This window comes from Streptomyces sp. NPDC046831 (assembly GCF_040645305.1).
Lineage (GTDB): Bacteria > Actinomycetota > Actinomycetes > Streptomycetales > Streptomycetaceae > Streptomyces.
In genome coordinates, this window is the sequence record NZ_JBEYXZ010000005.1 from 179424 (window position 1) to 199395 (window position 19972).

A 19972-nucleotide genomic window follows, 5' to 3' on the forward strand; every position below is an offset into this window, starting at 1 on the left:
AGGAAGTACCGACCCGTGAGTCTCGTGACCCTCCTCCCGTTCATCGTGCTCATCGGGGCCATGTTCCTGATGACCCGGTCGGCCAAGAAGAAGCAGCAGCAGGCCGCCGACATGCGGAACCAGATGCAGCCCGGCAGTGGTGTCCGCACCATCGGGGGCATGTACGCGACGGTCAAGGAGGTCAGCGACGAGACGGTCCTCCTCGACGCGGGTCCGGGTGTGGAGCTGCTGTTCGCGAAGAACGCGATCGGCGCCGTCCTGTCCGACGACGAGTACAACCGCATCGTCCACGGCATCGAGCACGACCTGAAGTCCGACGCCGGCCTCGTCCCCGACGACGCCTCCTCCCTCACCGAGACCGACGAGCCGGCCGCCGACGCTTCCGCCGCCTCCGACGACAAGCCCATCGACCTCGGCAAGAAGGACGCGGCCGAGGAGCCGGCCGACACCGCCGCCGAGACGAAGGCGCACGAAGAGCCGAAGAAGACCGACGGCGACCCCGAGACGAAGTAGCAGGCCTCCAGGGCGCGCGGCAGGGGCCGCGCGCCCTGGAGTGCGCGTTTCGTACGGGGTTCCGACACCATGTCATGGCCGCCACCTGACCCACCCGGCGCGGGGCGGCCCGAGAGGGAGTCAGAAAAGGTGGCAGCACCTAAGAAGGGCCGGAGCGGGAGCGCCCAGAGCAAGCCGTGGCGCTCGCTGGCCCTCATCCTGATCGCCATCGTGGCGCTCACCGGAGGCATGTTCGCCTCCGGGCACACCACTCCGCGTCTCGGCATCGACCTGGCCGGCGGTACGAGCATCACCCTGAGGGCGGTCCCCGAGCGCGGGCAGGAATCCGCGATCAACAAGACCAACATGGACACCGCGGTCGACATCATGAACCGCCGTGTCAACGGTCTGGGCGTCTCGGAGGCCGAGGTCCAGACGCAGGGCAGCCGCAACATCATCGTCAACATTCCCAAGGGCACCAACTCCAAGCAGGCCCGGGAACAGGTCGGCACCACCGCGAAGCTGTACTTCCGCCCGGTCCTCGCCACCGAGGTCTCCGGCGGCGCCGCGCCGACCCCGACGCCGAGCGCCTCCGGGAACACCGGGGACAAGGCGACCGACAAGGCCACGGACAAGGCGACCGACAAGGCGTCCTCCTCCGCGAGCCCGTCGGCGAGCCCCACCCAGCAGGGCCGCGCGGTCACCGGCGGCCTGACGGCGGACGCCACCCCGTCGGCGGGCGCCACGACGTCCTCCAGCCCGCCGGCCACCAGCAGTGCCTCCCCGTCCGCCGGCGCCACCACCGGCGACGCCGACAGCAAGCTCCAGGCCGAGTACGCCGCGCTGGACTGCAGCAAGGAAGCGGTCCGCGCCACCGCCGGCAAGGGCGCCCGACCCACCGACTCGACCGTCGCGTGCGGCAAGAACTCCCAGGGCGTGTGGCAGAAGTACATCCTCGGCCCGGCCGCCGTGGACGGCACGGACGTCAAGAAGGCCCAGGCCGTCTACAACACGCAGACCGCCGCCGGCTGGACCGTCACCATGGACTTCACGTCCAAGGGCGCGAAGAAGTTCGCGGACATCACCGGCAAGCTCGCCCAGAACCAGTCCCCGCAGAACCAGTTCGCGATCGTCCTCGACGGTGAGGTCGTCTCCGACCCGTACGTCCGTGAGGCGCTGACCGGCGGCAACGCGGAGATCTCCGGCAGCTTCGACCAGCAGGCGGCCCAGAGCCTCGCCAACATGCTGTCCTACGGCGCCCTGCCGCTGACCTTCAAGGAGGACAGCGTCACCACCGTCACCGCCGCGCTCGGCGGCGACCAGCTGCACGCCGGCCTGATCGCGGGCGCCATCGGCCTCGCCCTGGTCGTCATCTACCTGGTGGTCTACTACCGCGGCCTGGCCCTGATCGCCGTCGCCTCCCTGCTGGTCTCGGCGCTCCTCACCTACGTGATCATGGCGCTGCTCGGCCCGGCCATCGGCTTCGCGCTCAACCTGCCGGCCGTCTGCGGCGCGATCGTCGCGATCGGCATCACGGCGGACTCGTTCATCGTGTTCTTCGAACGGGTCCGGGACGAGATCCGCGAGGGCCGCTCGCTGCGCCCGGCGATCGAGCGCGGCTGGCCGCGGGCGCGGCGCACCATCCTGGTCTCCGACTTCGTGTCGTTCCTGGCCGCCGCGGTCCTCTTCATCGTCACCGTCGGCAAGGTCCAGGGTTTCGCGTTCACGCTCGGCCTGACCACCCTCCTCGACGTGGTCGTGGTCTTCCTGTTCACCCGGCCGCTGCTGACGATCCTGGCCCGCAGGAAGTTCTTCGGACAGGGCCACAGCTGGTCCGGTCTGGACCCCAAGCGCCTGGGTGCCAAGCCTCCGCTGCGCCGCACCCGTCCATCCCGTCCGGCCGCCGGCCCCGTCGAGACGAAGGAGGCGTGAGATGTCGAAGCTCGGCAACCTCGGCGCCCGACTGCACCGCGGCGAGGTCGGCTACGACTTCGTCGGCAAGCGCAAGATCTGGTACGGCGTCTCCATCCTGATCACCATCACGGCCATCCTCGGCCTGGCGGTGCGCGGCCTGAACATGGGCATCGAGTTCCAGGGCGGAGCGGTCTTCACCACCCCGAAGGGCATGACCGTCTCGGTGCCCCAGGCAGAGACGTACGCGGAGGAGGCCTCCGGCCACGACGCGATCGTCCAGAAGCTGGGCGACGGCAGCCTGCGCATCCAGATCGCCGGTATCGACACCGAGAAGTCGGACCAGATCAAGGACGCGCTCGCCAAGGACCTCAGCGTCGACGCGGAGAAGATCAACGCCGACCTGGTGGGCCCCAGCTGGGGTGAGCAGATCGCCAACAAGGCCTGGCAGGGCCTCGGCATCTTCATGGTGCTCGTGGTGATCTACCTGGCCATCGCCTTCGAGTGGCGCATGGCTCTGGCGGCCCTCGTCGCCCTGGTCCACGACATCACCATCACCACCGGCATCTACGCCCTCGTCGGCTTCGAGGTCACGCCGGGCACCGTGATCGGTCTGCTGACGATCCTCGGTTACTCGCTCTACGACACGGTCGTCGTCTTCGACAGCCTCAAGGAGCAGACGAGGGACATCACCCGGCAGACCCGCTGGACGTACAGCGACATCGCCAACCGCTCCATCAACAGCACCCTGGTCCGGTCGATCAACACCACGGTGGTCGCGCTGCTGCCGGTGGCGGGCCTGCTGTTCATCGGCGGCGGCGTCCTCGGCGCGGGCATGCTCAACGACATCTCGCTGTCGCTGTTCGTCGGCCTCGCGGCCGGTGCGTACTCCTCCATCTTCATCGCCACGCCGCTCGTCGCCGACCTCAAGGAGCGCGAGCCGCAGATGAGGGCGCTCAGGAAGCGCGTGCTCGCCAGGCGGGCCCAGGCCGCCGCCAAGGGCGAGCCCCTGGACGCCGAGCCCGTGGGCGTGCCCGGGGACGACGACACCGAGGACGCGGCCCCCGCCTTCGTGGGCCCGCGCCACCAGCCCGCGTCCCGGAACAGGGGCCGCGGCCGACCTTCCGGAAAGCGCCGATGACCGACATCCAGGAGCTCCTGCTCAGCCGTATCCGCGACGTCGCCGACTACCCGGAGACCGGGGTGATGTTCAAGGACATCACCCCGCTCCTGGCGGACCCGTCGGCGTTCGCCGCCCTCACCGGCGCCCTGGCGGACGTCGCCACCGGGCAGAACGCGACCAAGGTCGTGGGTCTGGAGGCCCGCGGCTTCATCCTCGGGGCCCCGGTCGCCGTCCGCGCGGGCCTCGGCTTCATCCCCGTGCGCAAGGCGGGCAAGCTGCCCGGAGCCACCCTCCGCCAGGCCTACGACCTGGAGTACGGCTCCGCGGAGATCGAGGTGCACGCCGAGGACCTGACCGCCGCCGACCGCGTCCTGGTCGTCGACGACGTCCTCGCCACCGGCGGCACCGCCGAGGCCTCGATCGAGCTGATCCGCAGGGCGGGCGCCCAGGTCGCGGGCGTCGCGGTCCTGATGGAGCTCGGATTCCTCGGCGGCCGCGCACGTCTGGAGCAGGCGCTGCGGGGCGCGCCGCTGGAGGCGCTGCTCACGCTCTGAACCGCCCGGCCGCGCCCCGCGGGGCACGGCCGGCACCCGGTGCGCACGTCCCTCGCGAGCCGCGGGACGCCCGCTTCACACCGCACGGGACGGGCCCGGAGGAATCCGGCGCCCGTCCCGTGCGTTTGGTGTGCATACGGCCCGCTCGACGGGCCGGAGGCGATGCCGGAGCCCGGGATCGCTACCATGGGACCTCCGGAGCCTGACCGGGGGACCCGGATCGCGCACGAGGAGTCCTCTTGCCAGACGAGGCCCAGCCACTGACCGCCGCCAAGCCCGAGTCCGCCTCGGCGCCCGCGGCGAAGCCCGCGCCGCACGCGACGAACGACACCCGCGGGACGGCCGAGCACGCCCAGTCGGCGCCCGTCGACCAGTCCGCCGAGCAGGCGCGCCCCAAGCCGGCCCCCGCCGCCGACCCCGCTCGACCGGGCGGATCCCCGTCGTCCGAGCGTCCCGCGACGCCTCCCGTCGTCCGTCCGGCCGCCGGCCAGCCGGCCCGCTCCGGCTCCTCCAACCGCGTCCGCGCCCGCCTCGCCCGCCTCGGCGTCCAGCGCGCCAACCCCTACAACCCGGTCCTCGAGCCGCTGCTGCGGATAGTGCGCAGCAACGACCCGAAGATCGACGCCGCCACGCTGCGCCAGATCGAGCGCGCCTACCAGGTCGCCGAGCGCTGGCACCGCGGTCAGAAGCGCAAGAGCGGCGACCCGTACATCACGCACCCGCTCGCGGTGACCACCATCCTCGCCGAGCTCGGCATGGACCCGGCCACGCTGATGGCGGGCCTGCTGCACGACACCGTCGAGGACACCGAGTACGGCCTCGACCAGCTGCGCCGCGACTTCGGCGACACCGTCGCCCTGCTCGTCGACGGCGTCACCAAGCTGGACAAGGTCAAGTTCGGCGAGGCCGCGCAGGCGGAGACCGTGCGCAAGATGGTCGTCGCCATGGCCAAGGACCCGCGCGTCCTGGTCATCAAGCTCGCCGACCGCCTGCACAACATGCGCACCATGCGCTACCTCAAGCGCGAGAAGCAGGAGAAGAAGGCGCGCGAGACCCTGGAGATCTACGCGCCGCTCGCCCACCGCCTGGGCATGAACACCATCAAGTGGGAGCTGGAGGACCTCGCCTTCGCGATCCTCTACCCGAAGATGTACGACGAGATTGTCCGCCTGGTCGCCGAGCGCGCCCCCAAGCGCGACGAGTACCTGGCCAAGGTGATCGACGAGGTCCAGGCCGACCTGCGCGCCGCCCGTATCCGGGCCACCGTCACCGGGCGCCCGAAGCACTACTACAGCGTCTACCAGAAGATGATCGTGCGCGGCCGCGACTTCGCGGAGATCTACGACCTGGTCGGCATCCGGGTCCTCGTCGACACCGTCCGCGACTGCTACGCGGCACTGGGCTCCGTCCACGCCCGCTGGAACCCGGTTCCGGGGCGGTTCAAGGACTACATCGCGATGCCCAAGTTCAACATGTACCAGTCGCTCCACACGACGGTCATCGGCCCCAGCGGCAAGCCGGTCGAACTCCAGATCCGCACGTTCGACATGCACCGCCGCGCCGAGTACGGCATCGCCGCGCACTGGAAGTACAAGCAGGAGGCCGTCGCCGGCGCCTCCAAGGTGCGTACCGACGTGCCCAAGGCGTCCGGCAAGGACAAGGACGCCATCAACGACATGGCGTGGCTGCGGCAGCTGCTGGACTGGCAGAAGGAGACCGAGGACCCCGGCGAGTTCCTGGAGTCCCTGCGCTTCGACCTCTCCCGCAACGAGGTCTTCGTCTTCACCCCCAAGGGCGACGTCATCGCGCTGCCGGCCGGGGCCACCCCGGTCGACTTCGCCTACGCGGTCCACACCGAGGTCGGTCACCGCACCATAGGAGCGCGGGTCAACGGCCGCCTCGTGCCGCTGGAGTCGACACTCGACAACGGCGACCTGGTGGAGGTCTTCACCTCCAAGGCGACCGGCGCGGGCCCGTCCCGCGACTGGCTCGGCTTCGTGAAGTCGCCGCGCGCCCGGAACAAGATAAGGGCCTGGTTCTCCAAGGAGCGCCGCGACGAGGCGATCGAGCACGGCAAGGACGCGATCGTGCGGGCCATGCGCAAGCAGAACCTGCCCATCCAGCGCATCCTCACCGGCGACTCGCTGGTCACCCTCGCGCACGAGATGCGCTACTCGGACATCTCCGCGCTGTACGCGGCGATCGGCGAGGGTCATGTCTCCGCGCAGAACATCGTGCAGAAGCTCGTCCAGGCGCTCGGCGGCGAGGAGGCGGCCACCGAGGAGATCGACGAGAGCGTGCCGCCGTCGCGCGGCCGCAGCCGCAAGCGCCGCTCCAGCGCCGACCCGGGCGTCGTCGTCAAGGGCGTCGAGGACGTGTGGGTCAAGCTGGCCCGCTGCTGCACCCCCGTTCCCGGCGACCCCGTCATCGGGTTCGTCACGCGGGGCAGCGGGGTGTCGGTCCACCGCAACGACTGCGTGAACGTGGAGTCCCTCTCCCGTGAGCCGGAGCGCATGCTGGACGTCGAGTGGGCGCCCACGCAGTCCTCGGTCTTCCTGGTCGCCATCCAGGTCGAGGCCCTGGACCGGTCCCGGCTGCTGTCGGACGTCACCCGCGTGCTGTCCGACCAGCACGTCAACATCCTCTCGGCGGCCGTCCAGACCTCCCGCGACCGGGTCGCGACCTCCCGCTTCACCTTCGAGATGGGCGACCCCAAGCACCTGGGGCACGTCCTGAAGGCGGTGCGGGGCGTGGAGGGCGTCTACGACGTGTACCGGGTGACGTCGGCGCGCAGGCAGTGACCTGCCTCCTGACCTGACCTGACCTGAGCTGCGCCGGCGCGACGGGGAACCGGGCGGCCGCGTCCCGCGCGAACGCACCGCGGCCCGGGGCACCGTCGTTCGCGCCCGCCCCGGCGCCGGGGAAGGCCCTGAGCGCCGCGGTGGCAGTACGCCCGCGCAACGGACCGGGCGGTCCGACGACGGCGAACCGGCTGCCGTCCGGCAACGGACCGGGCGGTCCGACGACGGCGAACCGGGCCGCGCTCAGCGGAACGGCCGGGCCCGACGGCTGTCGGCCGTGTTCGGCGGAACGCACCGGGTCCGACGGCAGCCAGCCGCGCTCAGCGGAACGGCCGGGCCCGACCACAGCCGGCCCCGCTCACCCGAGAACGCACCAGGGCCCGGTGGTGGTCGCCCACCCCGGACCCCGGTGACCGGCCGTGCCGGCGTGACTCAGCCGCCGAACTCGTGCAGCCCCTTGAGCGCCTGGTCGAGGAGCGCCTGGCGGCCTTCCAGCTCCCTCTCGAGCTTCTCGGCCCGCGAGGTGTTGCCCTGCGCCCGGGCCTGCTCGATCTGGCCCTTCAGCTTGTCCACCGCGGCCTGGAGCTGACCCGTCAGACCCTCGGCACGCGCCCGCGCCTCCGGGTTCGTCCGGCGCCACTCGGCCTCCTCGGCCTCCTGGATCGCCCGGTCGACGGTGTGCATGCGGCCCTCGATCCGCGGACGGGCGTCGCGCGGCACGTGGCCGATGGTCTCCCAGCGCTCGTTGATCGAGCGGAAGGCGGCCCGGGCGGCCTTGAGGTCCGTGATCGGCAGGAGCTTCTCGGCCTCCTGGGCCAGCTCCTCCTTCAGCTTCAGGTTCTCCGCCTGCTCCGCGTCCCGCTCGGCGAAGACCGAGCTGCGGGCGGCGAAGAAGACGTCCTGGGCGCCGCGGAAGCGGTTCCACAGGTCGTCCTCGTGCTCGCGCTGGGCGCGGCCCGCGGCCTTCCACTCCGCCATCAGCTCGCGGTAGCGGGCCGCCGTGGCGCCCCAGTCCGTCGAGTCCGACAGCGCCTCGGCCTCGGCGACCAGCCGTTCCTTGGTCTTCCGGGCCTCCTCGCGCTGCGCGTCCAGCTGCGCGAAGTGGGCCTTGCGCCGCTTGGAGAACGCCGACCGCGCGTGCGAGAAGCGGTGCCACAGCTCGTCGTCGGACTTGCGGTCCAGGCGCGGCAGCCCCTTCCAGGTGTCCACGAGCGCGCGCAGCCGCTCACCGGCGGCCCGCCACTGGTCGGACCGGGCCAGCTCCTCCGCCTCGACGACCAGTGCCTCCTTGGCGTGCCGGGCCTCGTCGGCCTGCCGGGCGCGCTGCGCCTTGCGCTCCTCGCGGCGCGCCTCGACCGTCCGGACCAGCTTGTCCAGGCGGGCCCGCAGAGCGTCCAGGTCGCCGACCGCGTGGTGCGCGTCGATCTGCTCCCGGAGATGGTCGATGGCGGCCTGGGCGTCCTTGGCCGACAGGTCGGTGGTCCGGACACGCTTCTCGAGGAGGCCGATCTCGACGACCAGGCCCTCGTACTTGCGTTCGAAGTAGGCCAGCGCCTCCTCGGGGGAGCCGGCCTGCCAGGAACCGACGACCTGCTCGCCGTCGGCCGTCCGCACGTACACGGTCCCCGTCTCGTCGACGCGGCCCCACGGGTCGCTGCTCACAGCGCCTCCTCCACATGATGCCTGCGGGGGGCCTTGGCTCCCCCGGGCATCGTCCACAGTTTCGTCACCGCCAACATAGGCGACCGGCGGGTTTCCTGTCCGCATCCTGCCCGACCGAAATCTCGCGGTTGACGTCAGGATTTCGCGACAGTGGCCTTGTCGATGACGACCGTGGCGTTGGGAGCCCCGTCGCCCGCGCCGGTGTTCTCACCCGCGTCGGCGATCTTCTTCAGCACCTTCAGCCCGGATGCGGAAACGGTACCGAACGGCGCATAGTTGGGCGGCAACTGGCTGTCCTGGTAGACCAGGAAGAACTGGCTGCCGCCGGTGTGCGGCTGCCCGGTGTTCGCCATCGCCACCGTGCCGGCCGGGTAGACGTTGCCCTTCAGGCTCTTGTCCTTGAGGTTCTCGTCGGGAAGCGTGTATCCGGGGCCGCCGCTGCCGGCGCCCGTCGGGTCGCCGCACTGCAGCACGTAGATGCCGTTCGTGGTGAGCCGGTGGCACTTGGTGTGGTCGAAGTAGCCCTCGCCGGCCAGGAAGTTGAACGAGTTCACGGTGTGCGGCGCGGCAGCCGCCTTCATGGCCACGTCTATCTCGCCGCACGTCGTGGCGAGCTGAAGCGTGTACGACGCCGACTTGTCGATCGTCATCGCCGGCTCCTTCTTCCAGCTCAGCTTCTTCACCGAGCCCGCGGCGGCCTTCTCGCACGGGTCCGGCGCCTTGCTGGCCGAGGCGCTGGGGGAGACGTCCGCACTGGCGCCGGCCTTGCCGTCGTCGTTCTTCAGGACACCGGTCGTGTACAGCGCGACGCTGCCGATGACGACCACGCCGAGCACCGACGCGATCACGGAGTTGCGCATGCGCGCTTTGCGCCGCGCGGCGGTGCGCCGCTGCTGCTGCCGCAAGAACTTCTCCCGGGCGAGCTGACGCCGCCGCTGTTCCTGGCTGACCACCGGGTTCTCTCCTCATGCGTCTGGGGTGCCGGCCGGTACACGTGCGTCCTGCGGCCGACCGCCTGCGTTGTGCCCCGTACCGTATATGGGTTCGCTGAGGAATCGGCAGCGCCGGTAGGCTCTGACGACGGGTGCGACCACGCGCAGCCGCGCGTATCCGCCCCGGACCGCCCGTACCGACACAACGAAGGACGATCGTGCTCATTGCCGGGTTCCCCGCCGGGGCCTGGGGGACGAACTGCTACCTCGTCGCCCCCGCCGCCGGTGAGGAGTGCGTGATCATCGACCCCGGCCACCAGGCCGCCCAGGGCGTCGAGGACGCGGTCAGGAAGCATCGCCTCAAGCCCGTCGCCGTCGTCCTCACCCACGGCCACATCGACCACGTGGCCTCCGTCGTCCCCGTGTGCGGCGCCCACGGCGTGCCCGCCTGGATCCACCCGGCCGACCGCTACATGATGAGCGACCCGGAGAAGGCGCTCGGCCGTTCCATCGGGATGCCGCTGATGGGCGAGCTGACCGTGGGGGAGCCGGACGACGTCCAGGAGCTGGCCGACGGCGCCGGGCTGGAGCTGGCCGGCCTGGAGTTCTCCGTCGCGCACGCGCCCGGCCATACGAAGGGGTCGGTGACCTTCCGGATGCCCGAGAGCGCCGACGTCCCGTCGGTCCTCTTCTCCGGGGATCTGCTCTTCGCCGGCTCCGTCGGACGCACCGACCTGCCCGGCGGTGACATGGCCGAGATGCTCGACTCGCTGGCCCGCGTGTGCCTGCCGCTCGACGACTCGACCGTGGTGCTGTCCGGCCACGGCCCCCAGACGACCATCGGCCAGGAGCGCGCCACCAACCCCTACCTGCGGCAGGTGGCGGCGGGCGGCGAGGAGCACAGCGCCCGGCCCGCTCCCCGACGAGGAATGTGACGAGAGACTTCGTGAGCACCTTCAAGGCCCCCAAGGGCACGTACGACCTGATCCCGCCCAACTCCGCGAAGTACCTCGCGGTCCGGGAGGCGATCGCGGCACCCCTGCGCAACTCCGGCTACGGCTACATCGAGACGCCCGGCTTCGAGAACGTGGAGCTGTTCGCCCGCGGTGTCGGCGAGTCGACCGACATCGTGACCAAGGAGATGTACGCCTTCGAGACCAAGGGCGGCGACCGGCTGGCGCTGCGCCCGGAGGGCACCGCCTCCGTCCTGCGCGCCGCGCTGGAGGCCAACCTGCACAAGGCGGGCAACCTGCCGGTCAAGCTCTGGTACTCGGGCTCGTACTACCGCTACGAGCGCCCCCAGAAGGGCCGCTACCGCCACTTCTCGCAGGTCGGCGCCGAGGCGATCGGCGCGGAGGACCCGGCGCTGGACGCCGAGCTGATCATCCTCGCCGACCAGGCGTACCGCTCGCTGGGCCTGCGCACCTTCCGCATCCTGCTCAACAGCCTCGGCGACCAGGAGTGCCGTCCGGTCTACCGGGCCGCCCTGCAGGACTTCCTGCGCGGCCTCGACCTCGACGAGGACACCCGCCGCCGCATCGACATCAACCCGCTGCGCGTGCTGGACGACAAGCGCGAGTCGGTGCAGAAGCAGCTGACGGGCGCCCCGCTGCTGCGCGACTACCTGTGCGACGCCTGCAAGGCGTACCACGAGGAGGTCCGCGAGCTGATCACGGCGGCGGGCGTGGCCTTCGAGGACGACCCGAAGCTGGTGCGCGGCCTGGACTACTACACCCGCACGACCTTCGAGTTCGTCCACGACGGGCTCGGCTCGCAGTCCGCGGTGGGCGGCGGCGGCCGCTACGACGGCCTGTCGGAGATGATCGGCGGTCCCGCGCTGCCGTCGGTGGGCTGGGCGCTGGGCGTCGACCGCACGGTGCTGGCGCTGGAGGCGGAGGGCATCGAGCTCGAACTGCCCGCCGTCACGAGCGTGTTCGCCGTGCCGCTCGGCGAGGAGGCCCGCCGCGTGCTGTTCGGGAAGGTCACCGAGCTGCGCAAGAACGGCATCGCCGCCGACTTCTCCTACGGTCACAAGGGCCTCAAGGGCGCCATGAAGAACGCCAACCGCAGCGGCGCCCGCTACGCCGTGGTGGCCGGCGAGCGCGACCTCGCCGAGGGCGTCGTCCAGCTCAAGGACATGGAGTCCGGCGAGCAGACACCGATCGGCGTGAACGAGATCGTGGCGGAGCTGGAGTCACGGCTCGGCTGAGACACCGCGGGGGCGCCGGGTGCCGTGAGGCGCCCGGCGCCCCGTCATGGGCAGGGGTGTCCGTTCCCGGGCGGCCCGGGCCCCGGCGCCCCGGTTCACCCGCGCCGTCCCCGCCCGGCGGCCGCGGGAGACGGCCCGGGGCCGGAGAGCGCGTAGTGCCGCACGCCCACCGGGACGGTCAACTCCGCGGGCGCGGATTCGTCCGGCCCGATGATTCCCCGCACGGGCGAACGGGCGGGTAACGGCCGCCCGCCCCACCCCCGGGACGGACGCCGGAGCCCGCGACCGGAACCCGGGCACCCGCGGACGCGCCGCGGTGCTGCTGCCCGCGTGACCGACCCCGCGGGCCGAAGTGCCCGCTGGTCGGAGGCCGGCGGCGGCTGCGGCGGCCACGGTCCGCGACGGCGTTCCCGGACCGTGTGCGAGGTCCCCGTCCGCGCCCCGGGGATCCGGCCGCCGCCCGTTCCGGGCGTCGTGCGCCACCCGGCCCCAGGGGGCCGCCGCGCACGCTCCTTATGCGGATCGAACGGTGGACACCCGCGCCCGTGCGGCAGAATGGCCCGTGCCCGAAGCAGGTCCAGCTCTCGAGTGACGGAATCGGCGTGATGAGCAAGACGACAGTCAGGGACGTCTCCACCGAGCGCGAGCCGGAACCCGCGGTCCCCGGGCCGCGGACGGTGGGGGGCAGCCGCGCCTTCGGCCTGCTGCTGGTGATCACCGGCGCGGCCGGCGTGCTCGCCGCGTGGGTCATCACGATCGACAAGTTCAAGATCCTCGAAGGCAAGGTGAGCGGCAAGACGTTCACCCCCAGCTGCAGCATCAACCCGATCGTCTCGTGCGGCAGCGTCATGGAGTCCAAGCAGGCCGCCGTCTTCGGCTTCCCGAACCCGATGCTCGGCCTGGTCGCCTACGGCATCGTCGTCTGCGTCGGCATGAGCCTGCTGGCCCGCGCCCGCTTCCCCCGCTGGTACTGGCTGACCTTCAACTTCGGCACGCTCTTCGGCGTCTGCTTCGTCACCTGGCTGCAGTTCCAGTCGCTGTACCGCATCAACGCGCTGTGCCTGTGGTGCTCGCTGGCCTGGGTCGCCACGATCGTCATGTTCTGGTACGTGACCTCGTTCAACGCCCGCAACGACTTCCTGCCCGTGCCGCGCCCGGTGAAGAACTTCCTCGCGGAGTTCACCTGGGTGCTGCCGGTCACGCACTGCGGTGTCATCGTCATGCTCATCCTGACCCGCTGGGGCGGCAGCCTCTGGGCCTGACCCGGAGCGGTGAACGCGGGCCGCCGGGCCCGGAGCCGGACCCCACCGGCTCCGGGCCCGGCGGCGTTGTCAGCGCGGTGACATAAGGTTGCCGACGTGGAGCCCGACCTGTTCACCGCCGCAGCAGAAGAACGCCAGGAGAGGGAACCGGCTGCGAGCCCCCTGGCGGTACGGATGCGCCCGCGCACCCTCGACGAGGTGGTGGGCCAGCAGCACCTGCTCAAGCCGGGGTCGCCCCTGCGCAGACTGGTCGGCGAGGGCTCGGGCGGCCCGGCCGGACCCTCCTCGGTGATCCTCTGGGGCCCGCCCGGCACCGGCAAGACGACGCTGGCCTACGTCGTCTCCAAGGCCACCAACAAGCGCTTCGTGGAGCTGTCGGCGATCACCGCGGGCGTCAAGGAGGTCCGCGCGGTCATCGACGGCGCCCGCCGCGCCTCCGGCGGCTACGGCCAGGAGACCGTCCTCTTCCTCGACGAGATCCACCGCTTCAGCAAGGCCCAGCAGGACTCCCTGCTCCCCGCCGTGGAGAACCGCTGGGTGACGCTGATCGCGGCGACCACGGAGAACCCGTACTTCTCCGTGATCTCGCCGCTGCTGTCGCGCTCCCTCCTCCTCACCCTCGAACCCCTCACCGACGACGACATCCGCGGCCTGCTGCGGCGCGCGCTCACCGACGAGCGGGGTCTGAAGGACGCCGTCGGCCTCCCCGAGGACACCGAGGAGCACCTGCTGCGCATCGCCGGGGGCGACGCCCGCCGCGCCCTGACCGCGCTGGAGGCCGCCGCCGGGGCGGCCCTGGACAAGGGCGAGAGCGAGATCGCCCTCACGACGCTGGAGGAGACGGTCGACCGGGCGGCCGTGACGTACGACCGCGACGGCGACCAGCACTACGACGTCGCCAGCGCCCTGATCAAGTCCATCCGCGGCTCCGACGTCGACGCGGCGCTGCACTACCTCGCGCGGATGATCGAGGCCGGCGAGGACCCCCGCTTCATCGCCCGCCGCCTGATGATCTCCGCCAGCGAGGACATCGGCCTGGCCGACCCGAACGCCCTGCCGATCGCGGTCGCCGCCGCCCAGGCCGTCGCCATGATCGGCTTCCCGGAGGCCGCGCTCACCCTGAGCCACGCCACCATCGCCCTCGCCCTGGCCCCGAAGTCGAACTCGGCGACCACCGCGATCGGCGCCGCCCTGGACGACGTGCGCAAGGGCCTGGCCGGGCCGGTGCCGCGCCACCTGCGGGACGGGCACTACCAGGGCGCGGCCAAGCTCGGGCACGCGCAGGGCTACGTGTACCCGCACGACCTGCCCGAGGGCATCGCCGCCCAGCAGTACGCCCCGGACGCCCTGAAGGACCGCGAGTACTACGCCCCGGGCCGGCACGGCGCGGAGGCCCGGTACGCGGACGCGGTCGAGTGGACCCGCAAGCACCTCGGTCGGAAGCGTTCCTGAACGGCCTGTAGGATGTCTCGAAGCGCTGAGTCCCGCGTCCGGCACCTCCCCAGGAGGCACCGGCACCACCAGAGCGGGACATCCAGCCGGAGACCCGGCCCCCGGGCACGGGATCTCCAGGAGCGTCGCGCACCGGCGAACGGTGTCGCGGGCAGCCCACCACCACCCGGAGCTCCGGGAGAGGTCGGTGGGCCACTCGCGTGCTGCACGTATGTGCCCAGACCAGGGGAGCGGCTGCCCACCCGGTCCGCGCAGCGGACCAGGCGGGTTTCCCCGGCTGCGGATGCGACCTCCCCTAACCCTGGTGAAGCCGTATTCGCACAGAAATTGAGGTGTTTGGTTCATGGCGAACCAGTCCCGCCCCAAGGTCAAGAAGTCGCGTGCCCTCGGCATCGCGCTGACCCCGAAGGCCGTCAAGTACTTCGAGGCCCGCCCCTACCCGCCGGGTGAGCACGGCCGCGGCCGCAAGCAGAACTCGGACTACAAGGTCCGTCTGCTGGAGAAGCAGCGCCTGCGCGCTCAGTACGACGTCTCCGAGCGCCAGCTGGTGCGCGCCTACGAGCGTGCCGCCAAGGTTCAGGGCAAGACCGGTGAGGCCCTGATCGTCGAGCTCGAGAAGCGTCTGGACGCCCTGGTCCTGCGTTCGGGCATCGCCCGCACGATCTACCAGGCCCGCCAGATGGTCGTCCACGGCCACATCCAGGTCAACGGCAAGAAGGTCGACAAGCCGTCCTTCGTCGTCCGTCCCGACGACGTGGTCGAGGTCCGCGACCGCAGCCGTGACAAGACGCTGTTCCAGATCGCCCGTGAGGGCGGCTTCGCCCCCGAGGGCGAGACCCCCCGCTACCTGCAGGTGAACCTCAAGGCACTGGCGTTCCGCCTGGACCGCGAGCCGAACCGCAAGGAGATCCCGGTGATCTGCGACGAGCAGCTCGTCGTCGAGTACTACGCCCGCTGATCACCGGCAGGCGCCGTACCACCCCGGCCCGCCGTCTCCCCGCCCTCCCGGGCGGGCGGGGCGGCGGGCTCGCGCATGTCCGCCGCGCAACTGCCGCGCCCGGGCCGCGCACAGCTCATGGGCGCGTTGAAGTAGGCCGACCCGAACAGCCTGAGCCCCCACACCGACGCACATGCGGCTCCCGGCACCCTGCAGCACCGCCGGCTCCGCCCGCGAGGCGCGACGTGCCCAACCCGCCGGCCCCCGTCACGGTCACCAGCCGCGCGGCCGCCGGAGCCCGCGCCGGCCCGGACCGTTCGGACGTGCGGCCGACGAACGCCTCGGGCTCCCGCGGCAGATCGCCGGACGCGGAGGCCTGCGTGACGCGCACGGGGCACGGAGCGTGCTGAGACATGTGCAGTGCGTACAATCGCTTCGCGCAACTCCGCAGCACGCGGGCGGAAATCCGGTACGGAGCCCCGTCACCGGCGCGATAGGCTCGGTGCAGAGTTTTCGATGTTCAGGCACGTTTCAGGGAGCGGGTGCGCACAGTGTCCGGTGGAGAGGTGGCCGGGATCCTGGTGGCCGTCTTCTGGGCGATCCTGGTCTCCTTCCTCGCCGTCGCACTGGTGAGGCTGGCCCAGACGCTCAAGGCGACCACCAAGCTCGTGGCGGACGTGACCGAGCAGGCCGTCCCGCTGCTGTCCGACGCCTCCCGGGCGGTGCGTTCCGCGCAGACCCAGATCGAGCGGGTCGACTCGATCGCCTCGGACGTCCAGGAGGTCACGTCCAACGCCTCCGCGCTGTCGACCACCGTCGCCTCCACCTTCGGCGGCCCCCTGGTCAAGGTCGCCGCCTTCGGCTACGGCGTGCGCCGGGCCATGGGAGGCGGCCGCCGGGAGGACGTGCCCGCCAAGGAGGCGAGGCGTACCGTGATCGTGGGCCGCACCGTCCCGGGCGCGCGGCGGGGGAAGCGGAACAACCGGGAGAAGTAAGGACTAGCGATGTTCCGCCGTACGTTCTGGTTCAGCACAGGCGTCGCCGCCGGTGTGTGGGCCACCACCAAGGTCAACCGCAAGCTGAGGCAGCTCACCCCCGAGAGCCTGGCCGCCACCGCGGCGAACAAGGCGATCGAGGCCGGCCACCGGATCAAGGACCGAGCGGTGGGCTTCGCCCTCGACGTCCGCGACAACATGGCCCAGCGGGAGGCCGAACTCGGCGAGGCGCTCGGACTGAACGCGCCCGTCGACACCGGACTCCCCGCACCCAGGCGGTACGCCGCCATCGAGAACCGCGACGACCCGGAGCACGTCGAGACGCCGACGTACCCGCAGACGAAGCACCCGTACAACCGGAATGAGGACCACTGATGGAGTCGGCTGAGATCCGCCGCCGCTGGCTGAGCTTCTTCGAGGAGCGCGGGCACACCGTCGTCCCTTCGGCGTCGCTCATCGCGGACGACCCGACTCTGCTCCTCGTCCCGGCCGGCATGGTGCCCTTCAAGCCCTACTTCCTGGGCGAGGTCAAGCCGCCGTTCCCGCGCGCCACCAGCGTGCAGAAGTGCGTGCGCACGCCCGACATCGAAGAGGTCGGCAAGACCACGCGCCACGGCACGTTCTTCCAGATGTGCGGCAACTTCTCCTTCGGCGACTACTTCAAGGAAGGCGCCATCAAGCTCGCCTGGGAGCTGCTCACCTCGCCCCAGGACAAGGGCGGTTACGGCCTCGACCCCGAGCGCCTGTGGATCACCGTCTACCAGGACGACGACGAGGCCGAGCAGATCTGGCACGAGGTCGTCGGCGTGCCCAGGGAGCGCATCCAGCGCCTGGGCATGAAGGACAACTTCTGGTCCATGGGCGTCCCCGGCCCCTGCGGCCCCTGCTCCGAGATCAACTACGACCGCGGCCCCGAGTTCGGCGTCGAGGGCGGCCCCGCCGTCAACGACGAGCGGTACGTGGAGATCTGGAACCTCGTCTTCATGCAGTACGAGCGCGGCGAGGGCACCGGCAAGGACAACTTCGAGATCCTCGGGGACCTGCCGAGCAAGAACATCGACACCGGCCTCGGCCTCGAACGGCTCGCCATGATTCTGCAGGGCGTGCAGAACATGTACGAGATCGACACGTCCATGGCCGTGATCGACAAGGCCACGGAGCTCACCGGCGTCCGCTACGGCGACGCCCACGACTCGGACGTGTCCCTGCGCGTGGTCACCGACCACATGCGCACCGCCACCATGCTCATCGGTGACGGCGTGACCCCGGGCAACGAGGGCCGCGGCTACGTGCTGCGCCGCATCATGCGCCGCGCCATCCGCAACATGCGCTTGCTCGGCGCCACCGGTCCGGTCGTCAAGGACCTGATCGACACCGTGATCGGCATGATGGGCCGGCAGTACCCCGAGCTCGTCACCGACCGCGAGCGCATCGAGAAGGTCGCCCTGGCCGAGGAGAACGCCTTCCTCAAGACGCTGAAGGCCGGTACCAACATCCTCGACACCGCCGTGACCGAGACGAAGGCCGCTGGCGGCACGGTCCTGTCCGGCGACAAGGCCTTCCTGCTGCACGACACCTGGGGCTTCCCGATCGACCTCACCCTGGAGATGGCCGCCGAGCAGGGGCTGTCCGTGGACGAGGACGGCTTCCGCCGCCTGATGAAGGAGCAGCGGGAGCGCGCCAAGGCCGACGCCCAGGCCAAGAAGACCGGCCACGCCGACCTCGGCGCCTACCGCGAGATCGCCGACCGGGCCGGCGTGACCGACTTCATCGGCTACACCGACACCCAGGGCGAGTCGACGATCGTCGGCATCCTCGTGGACGGTGTGTCCTCCCCGGCCGCCGTCGAGGGCGACGAGGTGGAGATCGTCCTCGACCGCACGCCGTTCTACGCCGAGGGCGGCGGCCAGATCGGCGACACCGGCCGCATCAGGGTGGACTCCGGCGCCGTCGTCGAGGTGCGCGACACCCAGAAGCCGGTCCCGGGCGTGTACGTCCACAAGGGCGTCGTCCAGGTCGGCGAGGTCACCGTCGGGGCCAAGGCCCACGCCTCGATCGACTCCCTGCGCCGCAAGGCCATCGCCCGCGCCCACTCGGCCACGCACCTGACCCACCAGGCCCTGCGCGACGCCCTCGGCCCGACGGCCGCCCAGGCCGGCTCCGAGAACCAGCCCGGCCGCTTCCGCTTCGACTTCGGCTCCCCGTCGGCCGTTCCGCAGACGGTGATGACCGACGTCGAGCAGAAGATCAACGAGGTGCTCGCCCGCGACCTCGACGTGCGCGCCGACGTCATGGGCATCGACGAGGCCAGGAAGCAGGGCGCCATCGCCGAGTTCGGCGAGAAGTACGGCGAGCGCGTGCGCGTGGTGACCATCGGCGACTTCTCCAAGGAGCTGTGCGGCGGCACGCACGTGCACAACACCGCCCAGCTGGGCCTGGTGAAGCTGCTCGGCGAGTCGTCCATCGGCTCGGGCGTGCGCCGTATCGAGGCCCTGGTCGGCGTCGACGCCTACACCTTCCTCGCCCGCGAGCACACGGTCGTCAACCAGCTCACCGAACTGCTCAAGGGCCGTCCGGAGGAGCTGCCGGAGAAGGTCGCCGGCATGCTCGGCAAGCTGAAGGACGCCGAGAAGGAGATCGAGAAGTTCCGCGCCGAGAAGGTGCTCCAGGCCGCCGCCGGGCTCGCCGAGTCCGCCCGGGACGTCCGCGGGGTCGCCGTGGTCACCGGGCAGGTCCCGGCCGGCACCACGCCCGACGACCTGCGCAAGCTGGTCCTGGACGTGCGCGGCCGCATCCAGGGCGGCCGGGCGGCCGTCGTCGCCCTGTTCACGGTGAACAACGGCAAGCCGCTGACGGTGATCGCCACCAACGAGGCCGCCCGCGAGCGCGGTCTGAAGGCCGGCGAGCTGGTCCGCACGGCCGCCAAGACCCTCGGCGGCGGCGGTGGCGGCAAGCCGGACGTCGCCCAGGGCGGCGGCCAGAACCCGGCCGCCGTGGGGGAGGCCGCCGAGGCCGTCGAGCGCCTGGTCGCCGAGACCGCCAAGTAGAGGGCGGTCAGGACGATGAGGAGAGGACGCCGGCTCGCGATCGACGTCGGGGACGCCCGGATCGGGGTCGCCTCCTGCGACCCCGACGGGATCCTCGCCACCCCGGTGGAGACGGTCCCGGGCCGTGACGTCCCCGCGGCGTACCGGCGGCTGGGCCGGCTCGTGGAGGAGTACGAGCCGATCGAGGTCGTCGTCGGGCTCCCTCGCTCCCTCAAGGGGGGCGAGGGCCCGGCCGCCGTCAAGGTCCGCGGCTTCGCACGGGAACTGGCCCGCATGATCGCCCCGGTCGCGGTCAGACTGGTGGACGAGCGGATGACGACCGTGACAGCCGGTCAGGGGCTGCGCGCCTCGGGCGTGAAGTCCAGGAAAGGCCGGTCGGTCATCGACCAGGCGGCCGCCGTGGTGATCCTGCAGCAGGCCCTCGAATCCGAACGAGTGTCAGGCAGAGCACCCGGCGAGGGCGTCGAAGTCGGTACCTGATCGCGATACGGTAACGTTCCGCGCGATGCGCCGGTGTTCGAACAGCCGGCGCACAGCAAGAGGCGGAACGGGAGCCGGGGACGAGGGCCGCGTGACCGTCGCCTCGCGGCTCTAG

At 71.3% G+C, this 19972-nt stretch carries 16 protein-coding genes; 14 read left to right on the top strand and 2 right to left on the bottom strand.

Features of this window, described 5'->3' with window-relative positions; all coding sequences use genetic code 11:
- The first annotated feature begins 15 nt into the window (after nt 1-15).
- From yajC to ABZ920_RS07305, 5 genes are all read left to right on the top strand, one after another.
- Nucleotides 16-513: a preprotein translocase subunit YajC gene (yajC, locus tag ABZ920_RS07285; RefSeq protein ID WP_361499706.1), complete on the top strand. Its 498-nt coding sequence runs from the start codon at nt 16-18 to the stop codon at nt 511-513.
- A 129-nt stretch (nt 514-642) separates the two neighbouring features.
- A complete protein-coding gene (secD, locus tag ABZ920_RS07290; RefSeq protein WP_361499708.1) occupies nt 643-2424 on the top strand; it encodes a protein translocase subunit SecD in 1782 nt (593 codons plus the stop codon).
- Nucleotide 2425: 1 nt separating this feature from the next.
- Nucleotides 2426-3544: a protein translocase subunit SecF gene (gene secF, locus ABZ920_RS07295; protein WP_361499710.1), complete on the top strand. Its 1119-nt coding sequence runs from the start codon at nt 2426-2428 to the stop codon at nt 3542-3544.
- Nucleotides 3541-4080 (top strand): adenine phosphoribosyltransferase, encoded by a 540-nt coding sequence (locus ABZ920_RS07300; protein WP_361499712.1) that lies wholly within the window; start codon nt 3541-3543, stop codon nt 4078-4080. The genes secF and ABZ920_RS07300 overlap by 4 nt, the downstream gene beginning before the upstream one ends.
- 239 nt (nt 4081-4319) lie before the next feature.
- Complete coding sequence (locus ABZ920_RS07305; RefSeq protein ID WP_361499714.1) at nt 4320-6881, top strand: bifunctional (p)ppGpp synthetase/guanosine-3',5'-bis(diphosphate) 3'-pyrophosphohydrolase; 2562 nt, start codon at nt 4320-4322, stop codon at nt 6879-6881.
- A gap of 432 nt (nt 6882-7313) precedes the next feature.
- On the opposite strand, the gene ABZ920_RS07310 is transcribed toward ABZ920_RS07305, so the two are convergent.
- Together ABZ920_RS07310 and ABZ920_RS07315 are read right to left on the bottom strand one after the other, a co-directional pair.
- Nucleotides 7314-8543 (bottom strand): DUF349 domain-containing protein, encoded by a 1230-nt coding sequence (locus tag ABZ920_RS07310; protein ID WP_361499716.1) that lies wholly within the window; start codon nt 8541-8543, stop codon nt 7314-7316.
- Nucleotides 8544-8677: 134 nt separating this feature from the next.
- Complete coding sequence (locus ABZ920_RS07315; protein ID WP_361499718.1) at nt 8678-9496, bottom strand: peptidylprolyl isomerase; 819 nt, start codon at nt 9494-9496, stop codon at nt 8678-8680.
- A gap of 197 nt (nt 9497-9693) precedes the next feature.
- Here ABZ920_RS07315 and ABZ920_RS07320 point away from each other — a divergent pair, with 197 nt between their 5' ends.
- The 9 genes from ABZ920_RS07320 (at nt 9694) to ruvX (ending at nt 19857) form a co-directional block, all read left to right on the top strand.
- The gene (locus ABZ920_RS07320; RefSeq protein ID WP_361499720.1) at nt 9694-10410 is read left to right on the top strand and encodes an MBL fold metallo-hydrolase; all 717 of its coding nucleotides are present in this window, start codon (nt 9694-9696) and stop codon (nt 10408-10410) included.
- Nucleotides 10411-10421: 11 nt separating this feature from the next.
- Nucleotides 10422-11684: a histidine--tRNA ligase gene (gene hisS / locus ABZ920_RS07325; protein ID WP_361499722.1), complete on the top strand. Its 1263-nt coding sequence runs from the start codon at nt 10422-10424 to the stop codon at nt 11682-11684.
- Between the two features lie 605 nt (nt 11685-12289).
- The gene (locus ABZ920_RS07330) at nt 12290-12946 is read left to right on the top strand and encodes a vitamin K epoxide reductase family protein (RefSeq protein ID WP_361499724.1); all 657 of its coding nucleotides are present in this window, start codon (nt 12290-12292) and stop codon (nt 12944-12946) included.
- A gap of 96 nt (nt 12947-13042) precedes the next feature.
- Nucleotides 13043-14398 carry a replication-associated recombination protein A gene (locus ABZ920_RS07335; protein WP_361499726.1) on the top strand — a complete coding sequence of 452 codons (1356 nt, stop codon included), beginning with the start codon at nt 13043-13045 and terminating at the stop codon, nt 14396-14398.
- Between the two features lie 343 nt (nt 14399-14741).
- Nucleotides 14742-15356 (top strand): 30S ribosomal protein S4, encoded by a 615-nt coding sequence (gene rpsD / locus ABZ920_RS07340; RefSeq protein ID WP_361499728.1) that lies wholly within the window; start codon nt 14742-14744, stop codon nt 15354-15356.
- Between the two features lie 530 nt (nt 15357-15886).
- Nucleotides 15887-16330 (top strand): DUF948 domain-containing protein, encoded by a 444-nt coding sequence (locus ABZ920_RS07345; protein ID WP_361499730.1) that lies wholly within the window; start codon nt 15887-15889, stop codon nt 16328-16330.
- Nucleotides 16331-16339: 9 nt separating this feature from the next.
- Nucleotides 16340-16705, top strand: a complete 366-nt coding sequence (locus tag ABZ920_RS07350; RefSeq protein WP_361499732.1) for a hypothetical protein — start codon at nt 16340-16342, stop codon at nt 16703-16705.
- Complete coding sequence (alaS, locus tag ABZ920_RS07355; RefSeq protein WP_361499734.1) at nt 16705-19377, top strand: alanine--tRNA ligase; 2673 nt, start codon at nt 16705-16707, stop codon at nt 19375-19377. Before ABZ920_RS07350 ends, alaS begins: the two co-directional genes overlap by 1 nt.
- A gap of 15 nt (nt 19378-19392) precedes the next feature.
- Nucleotides 19393-19857 (top strand): Holliday junction resolvase RuvX, encoded by a 465-nt coding sequence (gene ruvX, locus ABZ920_RS07360; RefSeq protein WP_361499736.1) that lies wholly within the window; start codon nt 19393-19395, stop codon nt 19855-19857.
- Nucleotides 19858-19972: the final 115 nt, after the last annotated feature.

What these genes read in the sequence shown, in the direction of transcription:
- ABZ920_RS07330 (WP_361499724.1), top strand. Translation starts at nt 12,290, where the DNA reads ATGAGCAAGACGACAGTCAGGGACGTCTCCACCGAGCGCGAGCCGGAA.
- alaS (WP_361499734.1), top strand. Translation starts at nt 16,705, where the DNA reads ATGGAGTCGGCTGAGATCCGCCGCCGCTGGCTGAGCTTCTTCGAGGAG.
- ABZ920_RS07350 (WP_361499732.1), top strand. Translation starts at nt 16,340, where the DNA reads ATGTTCCGCCGTACGTTCTGGTTCAGCACAGGCGTCGCCGCCGGTGTG.
- rpsD (WP_361499728.1), top strand. Translation starts at nt 14,742, where the DNA reads ATGGCGAACCAGTCCCGCCCCAAGGTCAAGAAGTCGCGTGCCCTCGGC.
- secF (WP_361499710.1), top strand. Translation starts at nt 2,426, where the DNA reads ATGTCGAAGCTCGGCAACCTCGGCGCCCGACTGCACCGCGGCGAGGTC.
- ABZ920_RS07300 (WP_361499712.1), top strand. Translation starts at nt 3,541, where the DNA reads ATGACCGACATCCAGGAGCTCCTGCTCAGCCGTATCCGCGACGTCGCC.
- ruvX (WP_361499736.1), top strand. Translation starts at nt 19,393, where the DNA reads ATGAGGAGAGGACGCCGGCTCGCGATCGACGTCGGGGACGCCCGGATC.